The 18,331-nt window shown below is 61.7% G+C and carries 15 protein-coding genes; 5 read left to right on the top strand and 10 right to left on the bottom strand.

What is annotated here, in order from left to right; all coding sequences use genetic code 11:
- Window positions 1-10 precede the first annotated feature (10 nt).
- The 3 genes from AC0L26_RS15170 to AC0L26_RS15180 all read left to right on the top strand — a co-directional run bounded on the left by AC0L26_RS15170 (window position 11) and on the right by AC0L26_RS15180 (window position 4,687).
- Window positions 11-517 (top strand): DUF1036 domain-containing protein, encoded by a 507-nt coding sequence (locus tag AC0L26_RS15170; protein ID WP_473633264.1) that lies wholly within the window; start codon window positions 11-13, stop codon window positions 515-517.
- The gene (locus AC0L26_RS15175; protein WP_473633265.1) at window positions 514-2,841 is read left to right on the top strand and encodes a M23 family metallopeptidase; all 2,328 of its coding nucleotides are present in this window, start codon (window positions 514-516) and stop codon (window positions 2,839-2,841) included. Before AC0L26_RS15170 ends, AC0L26_RS15175 begins: the two co-directional genes overlap by 4 nt.
- Window positions 2,842-3,004: 163 nt before the next feature.
- Window positions 3,005-4,687 (top strand): caspase family protein, encoded by a 1,683-nt coding sequence (locus AC0L26_RS15180; protein ID WP_473633266.1) that lies wholly within the window; start codon window positions 3,005-3,007, stop codon window positions 4,685-4,687.
- Window positions 4,688-4,746: 59 nt separating this feature from the next.
- Here AC0L26_RS15180 and AC0L26_RS15185 read toward each other — a convergent pair whose 3' ends face one another.
- On the bottom strand, window positions 4,747-5,280 hold the full coding sequence (locus AC0L26_RS15185; RefSeq protein WP_473633267.1) for an OmpA family protein: 534 nt from the start codon (window positions 5,278-5,280) through the stop codon (window positions 4,747-4,749).
- Window positions 5,281-5,472: 192 nt separating this feature from the next.
- Here AC0L26_RS15185 and AC0L26_RS15190 point away from each other — a divergent pair, with 192 nt between their 5' ends.
- Window positions 5,473-6,051: a DUF6931 family protein gene (locus AC0L26_RS15190; protein WP_473633268.1), complete on the top strand. Its 579-nt coding sequence runs from the start codon at window positions 5,473-5,475 to the stop codon at window positions 6,049-6,051.
- 46 nt (window positions 6,052-6,097) lie between these two features.
- Here the strand turns inward: AC0L26_RS15190 and AC0L26_RS15195 are convergent, their stop codons facing one another.
- Together AC0L26_RS15195 and AC0L26_RS15200 are read right to left on the bottom strand one after the other, a co-directional pair.
- The gene (locus tag AC0L26_RS15195; protein WP_473633269.1) at window positions 6,098-6,436 is read right to left on the bottom strand and encodes a hypothetical protein; all 339 of its coding nucleotides are present in this window, start codon (window positions 6,434-6,436) and stop codon (window positions 6,098-6,100) included.
- 17 nt (window positions 6,437-6,453) lie between these two features.
- Window positions 6,454-9,006: a caspase family protein gene (locus tag AC0L26_RS15200; protein WP_473633270.1), complete on the bottom strand. Its 2,553-nt coding sequence runs from the start codon at window positions 9,004-9,006 to the stop codon at window positions 6,454-6,456.
- A 491-nt stretch (window positions 9,007-9,497) separates the two neighbouring features.
- Here AC0L26_RS15200 and AC0L26_RS15205 point away from each other — a divergent pair, with 491 nt between their 5' ends.
- Window positions 9,498-9,752, top strand: coding sequence for a hypothetical protein (locus AC0L26_RS15205; RefSeq protein WP_473633271.1), 255 nt, complete (start codon window positions 9,498-9,500; stop codon window positions 9,750-9,752).
- On the opposite strand, the gene AC0L26_RS15210 is transcribed toward AC0L26_RS15205, so the two are convergent.
- The 7 genes from AC0L26_RS15210 to AC0L26_RS15240 all read right to left on the bottom strand — a co-directional run bounded on the left by AC0L26_RS15210 (window position 9,700) and on the right by AC0L26_RS15240 (window position 18,322).
- On the bottom strand, window positions 9,700-11,793 hold the full coding sequence (locus tag AC0L26_RS15210; protein WP_473633272.1) for an ABC transporter permease: 2,094 nt from the start codon (window positions 11,791-11,793) through the stop codon (window positions 9,700-9,702). The genes AC0L26_RS15205 and AC0L26_RS15210 overlap by 53 nt on opposite strands.
- Window positions 11,790-12,851 (bottom strand): quaternary amine ABC transporter ATP-binding protein, encoded by a 1,062-nt coding sequence (locus AC0L26_RS15215; RefSeq protein ID WP_473633273.1) that lies wholly within the window; start codon window positions 12,849-12,851, stop codon window positions 11,790-11,792. The genes AC0L26_RS15210 and AC0L26_RS15215 overlap by 4 nt, the downstream gene beginning before the upstream one ends.
- A gap of 97 nt (window positions 12,852-12,948) precedes the next feature.
- A complete protein-coding gene (locus AC0L26_RS15220; protein WP_473633274.1) occupies window positions 12,949-13,887 on the bottom strand; it encodes an ABC transporter substrate-binding protein in 939 nt (312 codons plus the stop codon).
- A 79-nt stretch (window positions 13,888-13,966) separates the two neighbouring features.
- On the bottom strand, window positions 13,967-14,794 hold the full coding sequence (locus AC0L26_RS15225; protein WP_473633275.1) for an SDR family NAD(P)-dependent oxidoreductase: 828 nt from the start codon (window positions 14,792-14,794) through the stop codon (window positions 13,967-13,969).
- Window positions 14,795-14,851: 57 nt separating this feature from the next.
- Window positions 14,852-15,622, bottom strand: coding sequence for a glucose 1-dehydrogenase (locus tag AC0L26_RS15230; RefSeq protein ID WP_473633276.1), 771 nt, complete (start codon window positions 15,620-15,622; stop codon window positions 14,852-14,854).
- A gap of 4 nt (window positions 15,623-15,626) precedes the next feature.
- Window positions 15,627-16,121, bottom strand: a complete 495-nt coding sequence (locus AC0L26_RS15235) for an acetone carboxylase subunit gamma (protein WP_473633277.1) — start codon at window positions 16,119-16,121, stop codon at window positions 15,627-15,629.
- Window positions 16,118-18,322, bottom strand: a complete 2,205-nt coding sequence (locus AC0L26_RS15240; RefSeq protein ID WP_473633278.1) for a hydantoinase B/oxoprolinase family protein — start codon at window positions 18,320-18,322, stop codon at window positions 16,118-16,120. The genes AC0L26_RS15235 and AC0L26_RS15240 overlap by 4 nt, the downstream gene beginning before the upstream one ends.
- Window positions 18,323-18,331 lie beyond the last annotated feature (9 nt).

Below are 18,331 nucleotides of genomic sequence, written 5' to 3' on the forward strand. Positions count from 1 at the left end.
ATGGACGCCCATGGATCTCCGCCGCCCGCGTTTTTCCTCCCTGCCCGCTCACCCGCCCAAAAGGCCGGGTGACTTGGTTCGAGCCCTGCTTGCCCTGAGAGACTATGTCAGGATTTCGATTATCCCAGGCGCTGCGCTGCTGGCTTTCCTCTCGACCACCGAGGCGCGTGCCGAATTTACCGTCTGCAATCAGACGCTCGACGTGGTCAATCTCGCCGTTGGCCAGAAGGTCGAGAATGCGGACCAGACCGACGGCTGGTGGACCATCGGCGCAAATCAATGCGTAAACGTCATCCGCGAGGAACTGACGAACCGCTACATCTACATCTATGCGACGGACGTTTTTGGTCACGCGATCCTGACCGGGTCGACCGAAATGTGCATCGACCGGCGGCGCTTCTCGATACGCGGCATCGATGAATGCTGGCAACGCGGCCGCATTGCCGCGCGATTTCTCGAAGTCGATACGCTCGAACAGGTGCGGTGGACCTTTTTCCTGACCGGAAGCAATCCGTGACGCACAGTATCGATACGAGCTTCAGGCTGAAGAAGCAGGCGCGCGCTGCCCTTCGCAGACGCAGGCTGTGGCGCAGGCTCCTTGCCGGTCTTGCAGCGATTGTCCTGTTGTCGATCGCCACCGGCTTTTATCTCACCGCGAACTATTGGTCGTTCGGCGATGAAGACGAGGAGTTGCAGGCGGTCGAGGGAACGGACGATGTGCCGGCCGATGCATCGATCTATGTACCTGCCATTATCGAGCTAGCGGGGGATCCTATGTGGATCACCCTTGCGCCCGACGCGGGCGCCGCAACGAAAGGCAAAGTGGTCGCGCGACCGGTGGAACTCGATCAGGCCGGAGTTTCTCCCCAGATCGAGATTCTGTCCGACGTGATGCTTAGCGCCAGCGAAAAATTCATGACGACGATCCCGTCCACGCAAGAAGATTTCGCATTTTTCCAGGCACAGCGGCAGACCGCGGCGGCGCCATCCAGCGATCTGCAAGACGATCCCCAGCTACTCGCTCCAGGTGAAGCTCCGCTTGCTTCTGGTCCGCAGGCGGGCGCCGATGATCCCGAAGCGGGCTGGGGCGAAACAATCGCTGCAGGCGAGGCAGCCCTTCCCGCGTTCCAGAAGACCCAGATAGAAAACAACACAAGCGTCGCAATTGTCATGAGCGAATATCAGCGATTCGAGGCTACCGCAGACACGTTCGTAAAGATTCTCAACGACCGCAGCTTGGACAGTGTTGCCCTGGACTCGCATTTCTCCGCCGATGATGCCAAGCTGGCAGGCGAATCCCTGAGGTCGCTTTTCAATCGGGAAAGCCTCGAGCCGGGTTATGTCGTCGCGATGCGCGGTTTCAGGCCGGCGCGCGAGACGGCAACAATGTCCCTCATGCAGGTTTCGATCTACGCCAAGAACACATTTGTCGGCACGCTGGCGCGCAATGCCGCCGGTGCATTTGTGTCTGGCGTTGATCCTTGGGTCCGTGAAGATCTGTTCAATTACTCGGGCGCACAGGTGGAAGGCACGTACAAGAGGCAATACCGGCTACTCGACGCAATCTATTCCACGGCGGCACGTAATAATGTTCCGACCGGGGTGATCGGAGAGGCGATCATGTACCTCTCCAGAGGACAGGATCTGGATGCCTTCGCCAGCCAAGACCAGCGTCTGGTCCTGATCTATTCCCAAAGGCCACGTGGCAAGGAAGAAACTGCCGGACGGGTGTTGTATGTAGGCGTCCAGGGTAGCGAAAAGAGCCTCGACTGTTTCGTCTTCCAGCAGAGCGACGGCCAGTTTGCATGCGTTAGCGGTGACGATCAGGTTCGCTCGCTGACGGTCACCAACGGCATGGTCACGCCGGTCAACGGGGTCATGACATCCACCTTCGGTCCACGCAAACACCCGATCCTTGGAACCGTTCGGATCCATAAGGGTGTGGATTGGGCGGCACCCCTGGGTACACCGATTGCAGCCGCTTTCGACGGCGAAATCGTCTTTCAAGGTGATGGAAAGGGGTACGGCAATCTGGTGAAGATCTCGCACGGAAACGGGAGCGAGACGCGCTATGCGCATATGCAGAGGTTCGCGATCAAGTACGGTGTCGGCACGAAGGTAAAGGCAGGCGATATCATTGGCTATATCGGCACCACCGGCCTCTCGACTGGGCCGCACCTGCATTTCGAACTCTATCGGAGTGGCGAGGCCGTCAATCCCCTGGGCACGGTTACAACAATCGCCACGGACAATTCCGCTGTCGAAACGCTGACTGACCGTATCGTTCATGTCGAAAGTGGCGGCAGCGCCCGTGCCAAGAACCCCAATTCTTCAGCGACCGGCGCCGGCCAGTTCATAACAAAGACCTGGATCAGGATGATGAACACATACCGCCCCGAACTTGCGCGGACATTGTCGACCGCCGACCTGCTCGCCCTGCGCTACGACGCCACGATATCGCGCGAGATGGTGAGCAACCTGGCGCGCGAAGGTGAAGCTTATCTTCGGGCGCGCGGCCACCAGATCACAGCCGGCCGGCTCTATCTCTGCCATTTCCTGGGAATGGAAGGCGCGCATCAAGCGTTGTCGGCGCCGGGTTCGGCGCAATTGAGCGCCGTGCTCGGGTCGGCGGTCATTCAAGCCAACCCGTTTCTCACCGGCAAGACCGCCAGCTATGTCGTGAGCTGGGCCGAACGGAAAATGGGTCGGAAGCTGAGCCCGCCGACGACTGCCGTAAGCCAGCAGACGACGACGACGGAAGTCCGCCAGACATCGCCGGAGTTCGAAAAGTACAAACAGGCGATCACCGCCCTCATAAGCTCGATTCAGAATACCCTTTGAACGTGGTTCTCGCGGACTCGCCGTTTAGTGGCGCGCCAAAGATCACTACTGCCAATTTTTTCCGGCCTTTGTGAACCAAAACTGTGACCTGGGTCACATACGCCTAAGAGCCGTTATGGCAGAAGCGACTATGTCGCTGATGAAAAGCGCGGAGGGTTGGTCCATGAAAGCATTCGCTGTCTTTCTGAGCGGGTTCATCCTGTTCATCATCGCCTCGCTTGGCGCCGAGGCTGCCACGCCGGCCGCCAAACGCGTGGCACTGGTCATCGGCAACAGCAAATATATCCATGCCGTTGCCCTGCCCAATCCCGCCAACGATGCGCGCCTCATCGCATCCACCCTGCGCAATGCCGGCTTCCAGGTGATCGAGGGAGTCGATCAGGACAATGCAGGCATGCACAGCCTCATCAGTCGGTTTACCGAGCAGTCCTACGACGCCGATCTCGCCATCATCTTTTATGCCGGCCACGGCATGCAGGTCGACGGCAAGAATTTCCTGATTCCGGTCGACGCCGAGTTGACATCGCCCGCCTATCTCAAGACCCGCACCATTCAGATCGATGACTTCATGGCAGCCTTACCGCCCGAGCCGGCGGTTGGCGTCGTTGTCCTCGATGCCTGCCGCGACAATCCGCTGGCAAGAACACTGGCGGCCTCGATGCCCAAGAGCCGTTCCACCTCGTTCGGCGCCGGTCTGGCGCCGGTTGAAGCAAAATCGGACGGCGTTGGAACCGGCGGCATTCTGATTGCCTATGCGACGGATCCAGGCGCCATCGCTTTCGACGGCAACGGCGTCAACAGTCCCTATTCCACGGCGCTCGCGAGGCACCTGACTGAACCCGGCGTTGAAATCCAGAGCGCGCTGACGCGCGTACGCGGTCAGGTGACCGAGGCGACGCAGGGTCGCCAGAGACCCTGGCACAACGCATCGCTGGGGCGCGAGGTCTTCATCGGACAATCCATTGCGCAAGCCGTGCCTGCCGCGAAACCTGTCGCTGACGCATCCGGCGCCGCTGCGACCGCAATCCCCGCCCCCGCAACCAGCGAGCCTCCTTCCTGGGAGGTCGAGCAGCGTCTGTGGGATGAAGCTTCGAAGCGCCATTCCGTTCCGTTCTACGAAGCCTATCTCGGCCAGTTTCCGGATGGTCGCTTCGCCACGGTGGCACGGCTGAACATCGACCAGTTGAAGGAACCGAAAGCCGAAAACCGGCAGGTCGCGGCAGTCGACGAGGACGAGGCGAATGCCAGTACCGGCTCAGCCGTCCGGACCTCCGTTGGTGTTTCAGACGAGGCGAAACAGACTCCGGGTACCGAGTTGACAGAAAGTGCGATCGGTCTCGATCGCGAGGCCCGCATCGATCTGCAGTTGCGCATCGAAGCCTTGGGCAACGAACTTGGCCGCATCGACGGGAACATGGGTCCGAAGACCCGTCAGGCGATCGGCATCTGGCAAGCAAAGAACGGTCTGCCGCAGACCAATTTCTTGACACGCGAGCAACTGGCGTTCCTGGTGATCCAGACGGATCCAATGATGGAGCCGGTGCGCGCCAGGCATGCTGCCGATCAGGCTCGAGCAGTGCAGCCGAAAAAACAGGTGCAGAAGGCCCGTCTACAAAAGCCGGCGGCACACAAGGCCCGCACACAAAAACCGGTGGCACAGAAAGCCCGGACACAAAAGCCGGTGGCACATAAGCCCCGCAAACAACAGCAGGTCGTGCAGAAAAAGCGCTACCGCGAGGTGGTTCGGCGGGACGTCCCTCCGCCACCAGACAACAACGACTTCCTGACCAAGGCGCTGATCTTCGGCACTGGCGTTGCGGTGGGTGGCGTGCTCAACAACAACTGACAAGCCTGCGTTCAAGCGTGTTCGACATCTGAGCCGGGGCTTGGCGCACCCGGCTCCGCCTACTCGGTGCTTATCCGCATTTCCACCCGGCGGTTGGCCGCATCGTAGGGGTCGGGGTTGCGTGGACGCGTTTCGCCCAGGCCGATCGCCTTGATGCGGGCAGCGTCGACGCCGTTGGACATCAGGAAGGCGGTCACCGATTGGGCTCTTCGTTCCGACAGCCCATCATTGTAGTGAGCCGAGCCGGAAGCGTCGGTGTAGCCTTCCACGACAAAACTCAATGTGCTCAGCCGGTTATCATTGAGCGCCTTAGCGAACTCGCCGAGTTCAGCGCGCGCAGTCGTGTCGAGTTCCGCGGAATCCAAGCCGAAATTGATCAGCATATCGAGGCTGGTTTTTTCGGCGGGCGCTTCCTTCTTCTTGTTGCTCTTGCATTCGTCTTCGGTGCCGACACAAACGCCACGCGACGGGCCGAATTCGCTCGCCTCGGCAAAAAACTTCACGATGTCTTCTGATTTCTGAAGCGGATCGGCGGAAGCATGTGTCGAAAAAAGCGCGACCGCCAACACGAAGGTTGAACCCCACAACTTCACAACGTTACTCCTGTTTTGAGCATTCGATTTCGCCAGCCCGGACTATATCAAATTGCGAAGCAACTGTCTGTTATAAACGTTGATCATATCGGCGATGAACGGCGGTTGCCACCTTGCCCAGGACTGAGGCTTGACCCGCGCCCCGTCCAGCGCTTCAGTACCAATTGTTCCCCAGGTGAAAGCGTGGCGGCCATGGCCTATGAGCTTCGATTCAAAACGGCGCGGGATCTTTTCATGGCCTGCCCCGCTGTTGCCGGAGACATGGTAGCCCCTCCGACCGAACAGCCTTCAATCGAGTTTTGCCGCGCCCTCCTTGCCGGGCGGGTGCCCGAGGAGGCGATTACGTTCTGTGCCTATCTCCTGCCTGAGCGGGCTGCGGTCTGGTGGGCGCATGAGTGCCTGAGCCACCTGACCGATCTGCTCGACAGCGGGGATCAGGAGTTGCTCGCGCTTGTTCACGACTGGGTCAGCCAACCCTATAGTCCTTACCATGGCGCGGAAGTGAGCAAGGCCGCGGCAATGCCGCCGACAACGCCGGCTGCCTGGATTGCCCTGGCCGCAGGATGGCACGGCAACGCCACGGCTACGGACATGGCCGCGGCATCGCATTTGCGATCATTTCCCGCTGCCCACGCAGTCAATGCAGGAGTTCTGGCCGGACTGGCCCGTGTTACATTGGCGGACCGCTTTTCGGTTCTTTCCGCGTTTGTCGAAATGGGCATTCAGATGGCAGAGACCGAGGCGCTGCGCCGATCAGCGGATGCATATTAAACCGCGCCCAAGATACGGTGTTCGTATCGGCTCCATGCTCACCTGGTCAACCGCCCCAACCGCCCCCGCTGCTCCCACCGCTTCCGCCGCCGCCCGAAGAAGGAACGATCACGACAGGCGCGGTAACAGGCTCTTCCTCAACCGGCTTGATCACCTTTTTCTTGACCACCCGTGTGGGAGCGGCCTTGACGACCTTTTGCTGCACAGGTGTCCTGCGAACGACCCTTTGCTCAACAGGTACCCTGCGAACGACCTTCGGCGGTGACGTCTCCTCCACCAGCGGCGCCGGTTCGGGTGGCATCAGGGACGTGCAGCCTGTGAGCCCCGCCAGCATGCCAGCCAAGGTTGTTGCGACGATTGCTTGCTTGAATGTCCAGTGCACCATCTGCCCCTCCTGATTGATTAAAACACGTCCCGACGCGGGTTGGCTTTTTCCCAGACCCGCCTGGCCGCGCCGACCAATTGACTGTCCAGCGCACCGGATGCGGGGAGCTTCGACTTGAGCTCCTGGCGCAGTTGCTTCAACGCCGTCGCTTTCACCTTCGTGCCGAATTTCGCGAGGTTCGTCCGGGCCTCCGGCATCTCGTTGCGGGTGTCCAGTGCGGCCGCGAATGCCAGAAAACGGACGGCCGTGGCCTGATCGGCATTGTCGCCCTTTTCCATTTCAAGAACCGCGCGATCGAATGCGCTGGAGGGGTCGCCCCGCATGGTGGCCATCTCGAACAGTCTTTGCGCTTCCGCCGGGTTGCGCTCTACGCCCACGCCGTCGCGATACATGCGCGCGAGGTTGCCCGGTGCGTAGGGCTGGCCGAGTTCGATGGCTTTCTGAAACAGGGCCAGCGCCGTCTTCGGATTTTTCTCGACGCCCACGCCGGACAGATAGTTCCGGGCAAGCAGGTTCATCGAATACATGTCCTGCCGCTGGACGCCAGCCTCTAGGAAGGCAACGGCGCGGGCTTGATCGGCGGTCACGCCGTTACGGCCTTCGGTGAAGATCGCGCCGAGATCGTTCATGGCATAGGTGTGTCCCATCGCCGCCGCTTTGAGCAGCAGATCCAGCCCCTTGGCCGTATCGCGCTCGACGCCGTGGCCGTTGAACAGGGCACGGCCCCACGACGTCATCCCGTAGGGATCGCCCTTGTCGGCCGCAGCCGCGTAGAAGGTGTTGGCCTGCTTGCGGTCGACAGGCACCCCGGTTCCCGTCGCGTAGAGGTAGCCGAGTTCGAACACGGCGCGCACGTGCCCCCTGTCGGCAGCCTGCTGGATGGTTTTCCTGGCCTGGTCGACCTTACCCGCCGCAAGCAGCGCACGCCCAAGTTCATAGCGGAAGCGGGCGACATCGGGATATGCCTTGACCGCAGCCTCGCAGAGCTTCACCGCATCGGCGCCGATTTCATTTGGCAGCAGGCCGGGGACGACGCCTTGCAGGTCGAGGGGTTCGCCGGCAGCCGAGTCGCACGGATCGACGGTAGGCGACAGTTTCATCGTCGCCGGCTGGGATGCGGCGCTACCCGCCCGGATTTCGAAGGCGACCTCGACCGTTTTGCCGGCTCCGATCTGGGGCTCATAGCGCAACCGGTCGACCTCATCGGCCATCAGGCTGGAGTCGGGCGACAGGATCCGATCCGGCAGGGAGAGTGTTCCCGTTGCCGGATAGCTGGCAACTTTCAGGCTGACAGCGGGGTCCTGTACTGGGAAATTCAGCTTCAGCGGAATAGGGCCGACGCCGACAGGAACGTCGATCTCCCGGTTTTCGATCGCCTCGGCGGCGCCGGTGATATGGATGCCCCGCTCCAGCACCTGCTGCTTCTGCTCGGCTTCGAGCGAGGCCATCACCTGTTCGCCCTGGGCTCCTTCGCCGCTCTTGATCCGGAACACCAGCATGCCCCTGGCTTCGCCGCCCCAATTGTCGCGTGCGGCATAGGCCAGCATATCCATCTCTTCAGGCTCGCCGATTCCCTTGGGGACTTCCATCTGCAAACGCGGCAGGTCCTTGCCCTGGATCTGTTCCCCCGCCGCGACGACCTTGCCGTCCAGCATCAGGCGTCCGAGTGTGGGCGGTCTTTCGATGCTGACGGTGACTGTTCCGCCGTCGATCTCGACCGGTTCGGGGAGATCCAGACCGACGGGGCCGGCTCCCGAGAGCACGACCTTCTCCAGCACCGGCGGCAGTGATGGGCGGCTGCTGCGGCGCATAAGAACGACGTCGTCGATCAGCGAAGAGTTCTCCCAGGGAACCTGCAGGCCCTTTGTAGCCTCAACCACATCCCGGCGCACGGCCGACATAACGGTGCGAATCTCCTGGTTGGGGGCCAGCGCACGACGAGCAAACGCTGACGAAAAAGGACTGAGGTCGCCGGCGCCGTCATAGGCAACCGCACCGGGTTCGGTGGCAAACGCGATCAGCGTGTTCAGCGAACTTTTTATCTGTGCAAGGCCGGTGCCGCTTGCGACAACAAGCTGGTCCCTTAGCCAATAATCCTTGCGCGGGAATGGATTGTTGCGGCAGGCATCGAGAATGATGACCTGGATTTTCGACTTCGAACGCATCTGCTGAAGCACGTCGTTCAGCTTGATTGCCTGGACCTCGACGTCGGCCGCCTGTTTCAACGAGGCGTCTACCGGGATGAGGAAATTTTCGCCGCCAATCTGAAAGCCGTGACCGGAATAGTATACGACTGCGATATCGGCGCCGTCCACGGCGGCCAGATAGTCGCGGAACTGGTCTTCGAACTGCAGCTTGGTGAGATTGCTCGCAACGAACACCTCGAAACCAGCCTGCCGAAACGTATCGGATACGTCCGCAACATCCTTGGCCGGGTTCTTGAGGGCCGAGATTTCCCGGTAGTCGGAATTGCCGATGACAAAGGCAACCCTTCGTTCGAGCGCGGACGCGTCGAAGGCCGCAAGGCTTGCGAGAATGAAGGCTACAACGAAGCCGCAACGTCGGAGCATGGCGAATCCCTTAACCGCTGTTACCTCATGACCACAAGAATACAACTTGCGGTATCAAGGTCCGTTAGAGAGCATGCAACCTGCCGAGATAGGACCCGGGAGAAATGCCGCCACGACAGCGGACAAGCCCTCACCTGATCAATTGCTAAATTACATCAGAGGTGGGGTGTCTGCAATGTATGTCACACAGGCTCGCTATTCGGCCGCTCGAACGCTTGGTTGCGCCGGGATCGGCTGCCGGAACGATGTCATGGTTAATTAAACGGCGCCGTCGGGCGCGGGTGCGACGCCGGTTGCGAAGTCGCGGTACGAGTGCAGCGGACGGCCCAAGAACTTGATCAGGCGCTCGACGTCAGCGTCCTCGGGTATCACGCCATCGCTGGTAGGGGAGCCATTTCAGTACAAAACTGCGAACGCCACTTACACGCGGTTCCGCTCCAGAGCCGCCTTCATCCGTGGCGAGAGTGTGTAATAGTTTGATTTTGGAGCCAGTGATCCGTATTTTCGGCACCGCTCACCTCAATCCGCTGCACGAGCGCCCGTACATAGCGATGGCTGAAACCGCCATCCGTTCTAATCTTCTTTCGGGCATCAATGCCAAAGCGGTGAAGCAATTCCGGGGTACTCCTGGTTTCCGCACTTTCCCTGCGCCGTTCAGCACGCTCGGCATCGACGCGAGCAGCGTCTCAAGCATCACAGATCCGATGTCCGCCCCGCTACTGCTGCTTGCACCAAGCGATCAGTGAGAATGGCCAGGAAGGCTATTGATAGCCCGGCAATCAGCCCCATGCCGGCATCCGCCTTGCCGAGCGCGACATAGACCTGCTGGCCGAGATCGCGTGTGCCGACCAGTGCCGCTATGGCTAGCATCGACAATGCCGCCATGATGGTCTGGTTGAGTCCCAGCATTACGACCGGCAAAGCCAGCGGCAGCTTTGCTTGGAGCAGGGTCTGCGCAGGCGTCGCCCCCATCTGCTCGACCGCCTCCACGACATCGGACCGCACATACCGAAGCCCGTGCTCGACATACCGGATGGGCGGCACGATCGCGTAAAGCATAATTGCGATCAGCGCGGTGAACTCACCGACCTTGAAGAACATCAGTGCCGGAATGAGGAAGACGAATTGCGGCATCGTCTGCAGCGCGTCGCAGACCGGCTTCAGCGCACGCGACACGCGCTCGCTATGGGCAGCCCACACGCCCAGCATGCCGCCGATCAAGAGGCAGAGCAGAACCGCGAGGGTGCAGAGATAGAGCGACTGGACGAGCGGCGCCCACAATCCGTTGAGCAGGATCAGAGAAAAGCCGGCCAGGGCAAACAATGCAAGTCGAACACCGGCGACCTGCCAGGCGAGAAGTGCGATGCCGAGGATAAAGACCGGCCAGGGCAGACCTAGAAAGCCGGTGTAGAGGAGGATACCGGCGACAAGCACGGCCAGCGCAGTTCGCCAGCCGAAGCGGCTCATCAGCAATGCCGAGACTGATAAAACGAGCGCGACATAGATTGCGTTTGCCAGCGGCGTCAGCACAAAGCCCCAGATCGCCGGCGTCGCGGAGCCCGAAATGCCGATTCTCAGCGGCAACAGCAGGCAATAGAGAACGCTGTTGCGCACTCCGTCAAAGAACCAGGCATAGTCGCGCACGAGCCCCAGCAGCCATAGGTTGACGGCGCCCATTTGCATGCGCAGCCCGGTGCTCGGTAGCAGTGCCTGATCCGGCCACAGAACACAGATCGCAATCGCCAGGCCGAGTGCAAGAACCATGATCATCGCCAGACGGCGGGCCGTCATCCATGCCATAGCTGGTGTCGGCCCCGCCCGGCGCTCCTTGGCAAAGCCGATTGTCAGCCGGTCGATGAGGATGGCTAGCAGTGCGATCACAAGGCCTGACAGGATGCTCTGGCCGAACTCGGCCTTGCGCATCGACGACAGCACTTCCCAGCCGATGTCTTCGAACCCACCAATGATGGCGGCGACGATCACCATCGACAACGCGGCCATCGTCGTCTGGTTAAAGCCGACAAGAATCTGCGGCAATGCTGTCGGCACCTCGACATGCCAGAATTGCTGGCGGCGCGTGCAGCCGCTCATCAAACCGGCCTCACTGATATCGGAAGGCACGCGATCGAGGCCAAGCATGGTGTTGCGCACCATTGGCGGTGTCGCATAAATGGCGCTGGCAATCAGCCCGACCACAGGCCCGAAGCCGAACAGCAGAAGCAGCGGAATGAGATAGGCGAAGGCCGGCACGGTCTGCATCAGATCGAGCGCGCCGAGCAGCACCGGGCGCAAGCCGGACCTGATGTGGGCGAGCGCGCCAAGCGCGAAGCCGAGCACTGTGGCGATGGGCACGGCGAGCAACACCAGCGACAGCGTGCTCATGCTTTGCGGCCAATAGCCGGCCAAGAGGATATAGGTCAGCGCCAGCAGCGCGAAGACTGCAAGCCGGATCCCGCTCGATTTCAGCGCCAGCGCCGCCACAGCCAACATTACCGCCGGCCATGGCAGCCAGACCAGGACGAGACGCGCGCCGCGCATCGGCGCTTCGAGCGCGGCCGAAAGTGCTCGGAACGCTGGCTGGACGACGGTGACGACGGCGTCGGTGACGGTGTTCACGGCTGCCGCGAGCGGCAGGGTCCACTGCTTGGGGAACGTCAGCAGCCAGGGGAAATCGGCCTTCAGGGCGAGGCACAGCACGGTCAGCACGATCAGCGCGCACCATGGTAGAAGGGCCGGCTCGATTGCGACCCTCTGCGAAGATCGAACCGACGCGGCCGGCGCCGTCATGAGCGGGTTCGCCTTATCTGTTCCCGCTCCAGCACGGCAAGGACAGCACTTGCGGTCAGCAGCGCCGGCGGGCGAGCACCGTCACCCGGCACGCTGAACGCGCGGACGCCTGAGGCCAGCCGTGGAATGAGCTCCTCCAGGCTGGCATCGGCGGCAATGGCTTCTTCGGGCACCGCCACTCCATTCAGCGGCGTCGCGAGATCGCCGGCCCTGATGACGCGCAGCAGTGGCATGTCCTCAGTGAACTGCGCGACATAGTCGTCGGCCGGGTTGAGCACGATGTCTGCAGGGCGACCGATCTGCACGATCTTGCCGGCTCGCATGATGGCGAGCCGGTCGGCCAGCCGGAAGGCTTCGGCCATGTCGTGGGTGATGAAGACGATGGTCTTCTTCAGCATCCGTTGCAGGCGCAGGAATTCGTCCTGCATCTGCCGGCGGATGAGCGGATCGAGTGCGGAGAACGGCTCGTCGAGAAACCACAGCTCCGGGCCGACGGCGAGCGAGCGGGCGATGCCGACACGCTGCTGCTGGCCGCCTGAAAGCTGATGTGGAAACGAGGCCTCGCGGCCTTCGAGACCGACCAGCTTAATCATCTCGCGAGCACGGGCTTCGCGCTCCTTCACCGGCTTGCCCTGGATCTTGAGCGGGAACGCTACATTGCCAAGGATGGTGAGATGCGGCAGCAGGCCGAAATTCTGGAATACCATGCCCATGGCATGACGGCGCAATTCTATGAGTTCCTTGCCGGTGGCTTTCAGCAGGTCCTGGCCGTCGAGCAGGATTTCTCCGGCGCTCGGTTCGACCAACCGCGACAGGCAGCGCACCAGCGTCGACTTGCCAGAGCCGGAGAGCCCCATGATGACGAAGATCTCGCCGGTCGCAACCTCGAACGTGGCGTCGACCACGGCTGGCAGATGCGCTTCCGAGCGCAGCCGCTCGGCCAGCGCGTCCGGCTCGATGATGTAGCCGCGCGAGTCGAAATAGTAGGCGGGGCGCCGCCCATAGACCTTCCAGACATTGCGGCAGGCCAGCTTGATTGATGGGGCGGCGGCGTTCATTGCGTGAAGCTTTCATGCGGCCAGAACCCGGCCACGCGTCCATGCGAAGCCGGGTTAGCAAATCGACCGCCGCTCGAGCGGCGCGACATCGAGGTGCTTACCCCTTGGCCGCGTCGACCCACGGCGTCCAGACGGCTTCGTTCTTGTCGACCCATTCCTTGACGACGGCGTCGAGGTCCTTGCCGTCCTTGTCGACGGCCAGCATTATCTTCTGCTGCTCGGTGGCGTCCATCTTGAACGCCTTGAGGAAAGCCAGGGCGGCTGGCCATTTGGCGCCGAAGCCGGACCAGACGATCTTGACGACGTCGGGCGGCGTGATGCAATGTTCGTTGCTCTGGTCCTTGCAGGGCGGCATCTTGATCCAGCCGACGTCGTTTTCCGCCAGCGCATAGTGCGGCCCCCAGAACATCATGACCAGCGGCGACTTGGCGGCCTCCGCGGATCGGAGCTCGGCGACCAGCGCGCCTTCCGACCCCGCCGGAACGGCAGTGTAAGGCATGTCGTTGTCGGCCAGGATGGTCGCTGCGCGCGAGCCCCAGTCGGCCGGATAGTCGAGGAAGCGGCCATTTGGCGCCGTCTCGGGCGTCGACAGCGCCTGCACGCATTCGGGCTTGGTCAACGCCGACCAGTCGGGCAGGCCCGGGCAGATTTTCTCCATGAATTTCGGATAAATCCAGCCCTCGCGCGTCTCGAGGTCGAGCTTGCCGACGTCCTCGATCTTCTTTTCGGCCAGCACCTTCGGATAGATGTCGCCGACATTGTTCAACCAGATCTCCACCGAGGCGCTCAGCGAGCCATCGGCAAGGCCGGAGAATTGCGGGAAGTTGCCGGCGGTGACGTATTCGACCTTGTAGCCAATCTTTTCGAGCAACTGGCCGGCAATGTGAGTGGACACATGGGCGCCGGTCCATTCGAGCATGGCGAGCTTGATCGGCTCATCCTTGGCGCCGATTTCGGCGGCTCCCCCTTGAGCGTTGGCTGCAAGCAGAAGCGCCAGCCCGATCCCGGCGCCTTTCAAGACAATGGTCCTTTTCATATCAGTTCCCCTGTTGGTTGGACTTTCCTTTTGTCATGCCGGCCTCCTCCGATGAGGCTGCAACCATCCCGCAAGAACGCTACCACAGTGCTCCGCCGGTGATTTGTATGTTTTCCATGGTGATGCCCTTGGCCAGGTCCGAGCACAGGAAGACGGCCAATGCCGCAACCTCCTGCGGCTGCAGCATGCGCTGCTGGGGATTGCCCCTGGCAATGTCAGCCATGGCCTCCTCTGCAGTGCGTCCCTTGCCCTCGCGCTCGACCACCTGCGCCACATTGCGGCGCATCAGTTCGGTCTCGACCCAGGTCGGGCTGATCATCACGCAGGTGACGCCGTGTGCGGCCCCTTCCAACGCCACGCAGCGGGTCAGGCCGAGAAGTCCGGCCTTGGAGGCGCAATAGGCCGGATTGTCCTTCCAGCCGACGGAAGCCGCCGTCGAGCCGATGTTGACGATGCGGCCCCAGCCGCGCTCGATCATGCCGGGCAGCACGGCGCGCGTGACGCGGAAGGCGCCGCTCAGGTTGGTGTCGACGATCTTGTCCCACAGCGCGTCGGAATGGCCGCACACCGGCTGTTCGGCCGTGGTGCCGGCGGCGTTGACCAGAATGTCGGCGGGACCGACGGCCGCTTCGGCGTCCGCTGCGAAACGATTGGTGACATCGCTGTCGCGAACGTCGAGATGAGCGGCGTGAACCCTGGTGCCATGCGCGGCAAGCGCCGAGCGCACCCGCTCGATCTCGTCCGCGCCAGGATAATAGGCGGCATCGGATTTGTCGGCGCCGGCGGGCGCGACGTAGGAGCCGACGGCGACATTGGCGCCGGCTTCGGCCAATGCCGCGGCGATGGCAAAGCCCATGCCTGAAAACCCGCCGGTTACGATCGCGCTGCGGCCGGAGAGGTTTTTCATCGGCTGTGATTTCCGAACGGTTTGGCGCACGCAACTAGGCCCGAGAGGATTTGAACTTCAAACGGCAAGATAGCCTCCGTCGACAACCATCTCGGAGCCGGTGACGAATTTCGATTCATCCGAGGCGAGATAGAGGACCATGTAGGCGATGTCGTTGGGTTCGCCGAGGAAGCCGATCGGGTGGCGAGCGAGTGCCCGCGCCCTCTCCTGCTCCAGCGTGCCGAGATCGCGCAGATAGTTCTCGGTCTGCGGTGTCCAGATGTAACCGGGATGGATGGAGTTACAGCGAATGCCGTAGCGCTTCTCGGCGCAGTGCACGGCGACCGCCTTGGTCAGCGTGCGCACACCGCCCTTGGAGGCGCAATAGGCGGCAAGATCAGCCTCGCCGATAATGCCATCGATGGAGGACAGGTTGATGATTGAGCCGCCGCCAGATTGCTTCATCAGAGCGATACCCTGCTGGCAGCCGAAGAACACGCCGTCGAGATTGACGGCCATGGTGCGCCGCCATTCCTGCAGCGAGGTGTCCTCGATGTTCCTGGCGATGGCAATGCCGGCATTGTTGACCAGCACATCGAGCCGCCCGAATCTTTTTGCCACCGCCTCCATCACTGGCGGCCAGTCGTCGGGGTTCGAAACGTCGTGGCGAAGCGAGAAGCTTTCGCCGCCTTCCTTCGCGATCAGGTCGGCCGTCTCTCCGACGGCTGCCGCATTGATGTCGGTGACGACGAGCCTGGCCCCCTCGGCCGCAAGCAGCACCGCGGCCGCCCGCCCGAGACCCATTCCGGCCCCGGTGACGAGGGCTACCTTGCCTTCAACGCGATTCACGGCATCAACCTCCCTCGAGCGGTTTGCCCAGCCATTCGCGATAGAAGCCCTCAAGATCGGGCTCGAAATCATGCACGATCGGATAGCCGGGTGCCGCCGCCTCGACCTCGTGCAGCGTGCCGCATTGCGGGCAAATGAATTCGCGGATTTCCATCCATTCGGGATCAGGAAGATCGCTGTTCGGATAGATCTCGCGCAACGCTTCCTCGGTGTTACGCACGTTGATCGCCGCGTTGAGTTTCCAGTTCTTCCGGTAGTCGCCGAAAGAGTGACCACATTCGCAGCGAGTTATCCGATCATCGCCGCGCTGGCAGATGAACAGATGATCGGAGACGGGCAGCAGGATCGGGTCTTTCCAGGCGACACGATCCTGGTAGACGGCGACCATCTTGAAGAAGCGGTCATCGTCCTTGTAAGCGCTCATAACGCGCCGCGTCTGCGGCCACGGCAGCTGGCCGCTGGCCAGATCGCGGATGAGTTCCTTGCTGTAAGAGGTCATGGCTTTGCTCCCGGCGCGAAGATCGACCTGGCATCGACGTGCCAGAAATCACTGAAATCCTTGGTGAAGCGCGACGACAGCTTGATCGCGCTGGCATACATTTTCTTCACCTCCGGCGCGAAGTCGGCCTTTTCGACCCGACCACGCTCGGCGGCAATCCAGTCCGCCACTGGTATTGCTTTCGCCAGACGTTGCTTGCGCATGGCGGCGCGGCGTTCGACCGTGGCGTCGATATCGGCAATCGGATAGCCGTCGGCGTCATCCTTCAGCACGATGCCGAAAACCTGATCCGCCGCCTCTCGGGTGAGAAAGCCGTTCTCGACATCCCAGGCCGTCTTGATCGGATCGCGCTCCAGCACGTCGCCGTAACCACCGCCGCCATTGTATGAGTGGCTGAAGATATCGCCGGACTTGTGTGGCGAGGTGATGTAAGGGCCCTCGACCACGACATGGTCGCCGCCAATGTTCTTTTCATAGTCCGAGACGTGGGGGTCGATGCCGGGCGCATGCGCGAGCGGTTCGCCTCTCGCCGCCAGTTCGTGGATGTTGGAGTTGCGCACCGCGCGGTGCTTCTGGCAGGTCGGCGCCGGATAGCCGCCGCACATGCCGCCATTGTCGAACACGCGCGACGAGTGCTCCGAGGTGTGGAGCCTGAGATGCGGGGTCTTGTTGATCAGCCAGGTCGAGACGAAAGAACAGCCGCCGCGATATTTGCCGGCGCCGCCGGAATTCGGCACGATCGAGCGGCCGATATAGACCATCGGCATCGACTGTTCCCAGACCTCTATATTGCCCATGTCGGATTCCGGGTTCCAGCCGACATAGGCGGTGTCTAGGCCGTCCTTGACGGCGAGCGCGCCGGAGCCGGCGGCGGCGCATTCAAAATGCGCCATGCCGAATGGGGTGCCGTACTGGCTTTCGCCGCCCATCTCGATCATCGGGCTGTTGACCTGTCCGACGAAGGCCTCCTCGACGAAACCACGGGCAATGAAGCTGCGCGACAGCAGCCGTTGGAAGACGCCATAGGCAGGCAGCAGCAGCGCCCATGAGGTGGCGGTGGCCACCATCTCATTGTCCGGGTTGGTCCAGGTGCCATGCGGCAATTTCAGCTCGGTCGCCATCCAGGCACCGTCATTGACCAGACCTTCGAAATTCATGTGCTGGGTCAGGGTCACGAACATGCCACCATCCATGCCGGCCGGCGTGCAGTTCATCGAATGGTAGCCCCAGGGCTGTGTGCCCTCGAAGTCCATGGTGATCTTGCCGTCGGTGGTGATCTCCATCTCGATCGGGATGTTGTAGAGCCAGTCCGGATCGCCGAGCAGCTGGAAGCCGGGCTTGCCTGCCGTGACGTGGCCATAGAAAGTGTGGCCGCGATAGATGCCCGGCACGGTGAGCTGGCGCGTGCGCGCAAGCTGGGCCCTGCGGCCTTCCTCGATGAACTCCTTCGACACCTTCATCCAGTAGTCGAGGCCGATTTCGGAAATGAGCTGTTTGACGCTCTCGCGCATGTCGATGCAGGATGCGACCTTAGCCTTTTCGTCGAGCACCCAGTAGATCGGCATGCGCAGATTGCGTTCGCAGCGGATGACGTAGTCGCGGCGGATCTCGTCGTTCTCGCCGATCTTTTCGGCGCAGACAAATAGGCCTTCGGTGAAGCGCTCCTGGGCAAGACATACATCACCACCTGGAGTGATGCCGCCAGCCTCCAGCTCATGGCAGACAGCACCCGCCCAGCCGACCAGCGTACCTTCATGGAAGATCGGCACCACGTCCATGACATCGGGCACCTGCACGGTGCCGATGAAGGCATCGTTGTTGGCGAAGATGTCGCCTTCGCGGATGCGCGGATTTTCCTCGTAGTTGTTCTTGATCATCCATTTGATGAAGCGGCTCATCGTATGGACATGCACCATGATGCCGTTGGAGAGCGCGATGGCATCGCCTTCGGGGGTGTAGATGGCGACCACCATCTCGCCGACCTCGCGCACGCCGGGCGAGGCGGAGATGCGGCGGGCCATTTCGCGCGCCGAGACGCAATAAGCGCGCAGCTTGGTATGCAGCGTCTCGAATTTCAGCGGATCCTGGTTGCGCAGCGTGAGTTCCGTGATGCCGTCATAGCAGCCGGTCTCCTCCATCAGCCGCTCGGAATCGAGCAGTCTTTCGCGAAGGCGCAGGGCCGAAGCAGGTTTGTCCAACATGGCGATCGC

This window comes from Mesorhizobium sp. WSM4823 (assembly GCF_055811195.1).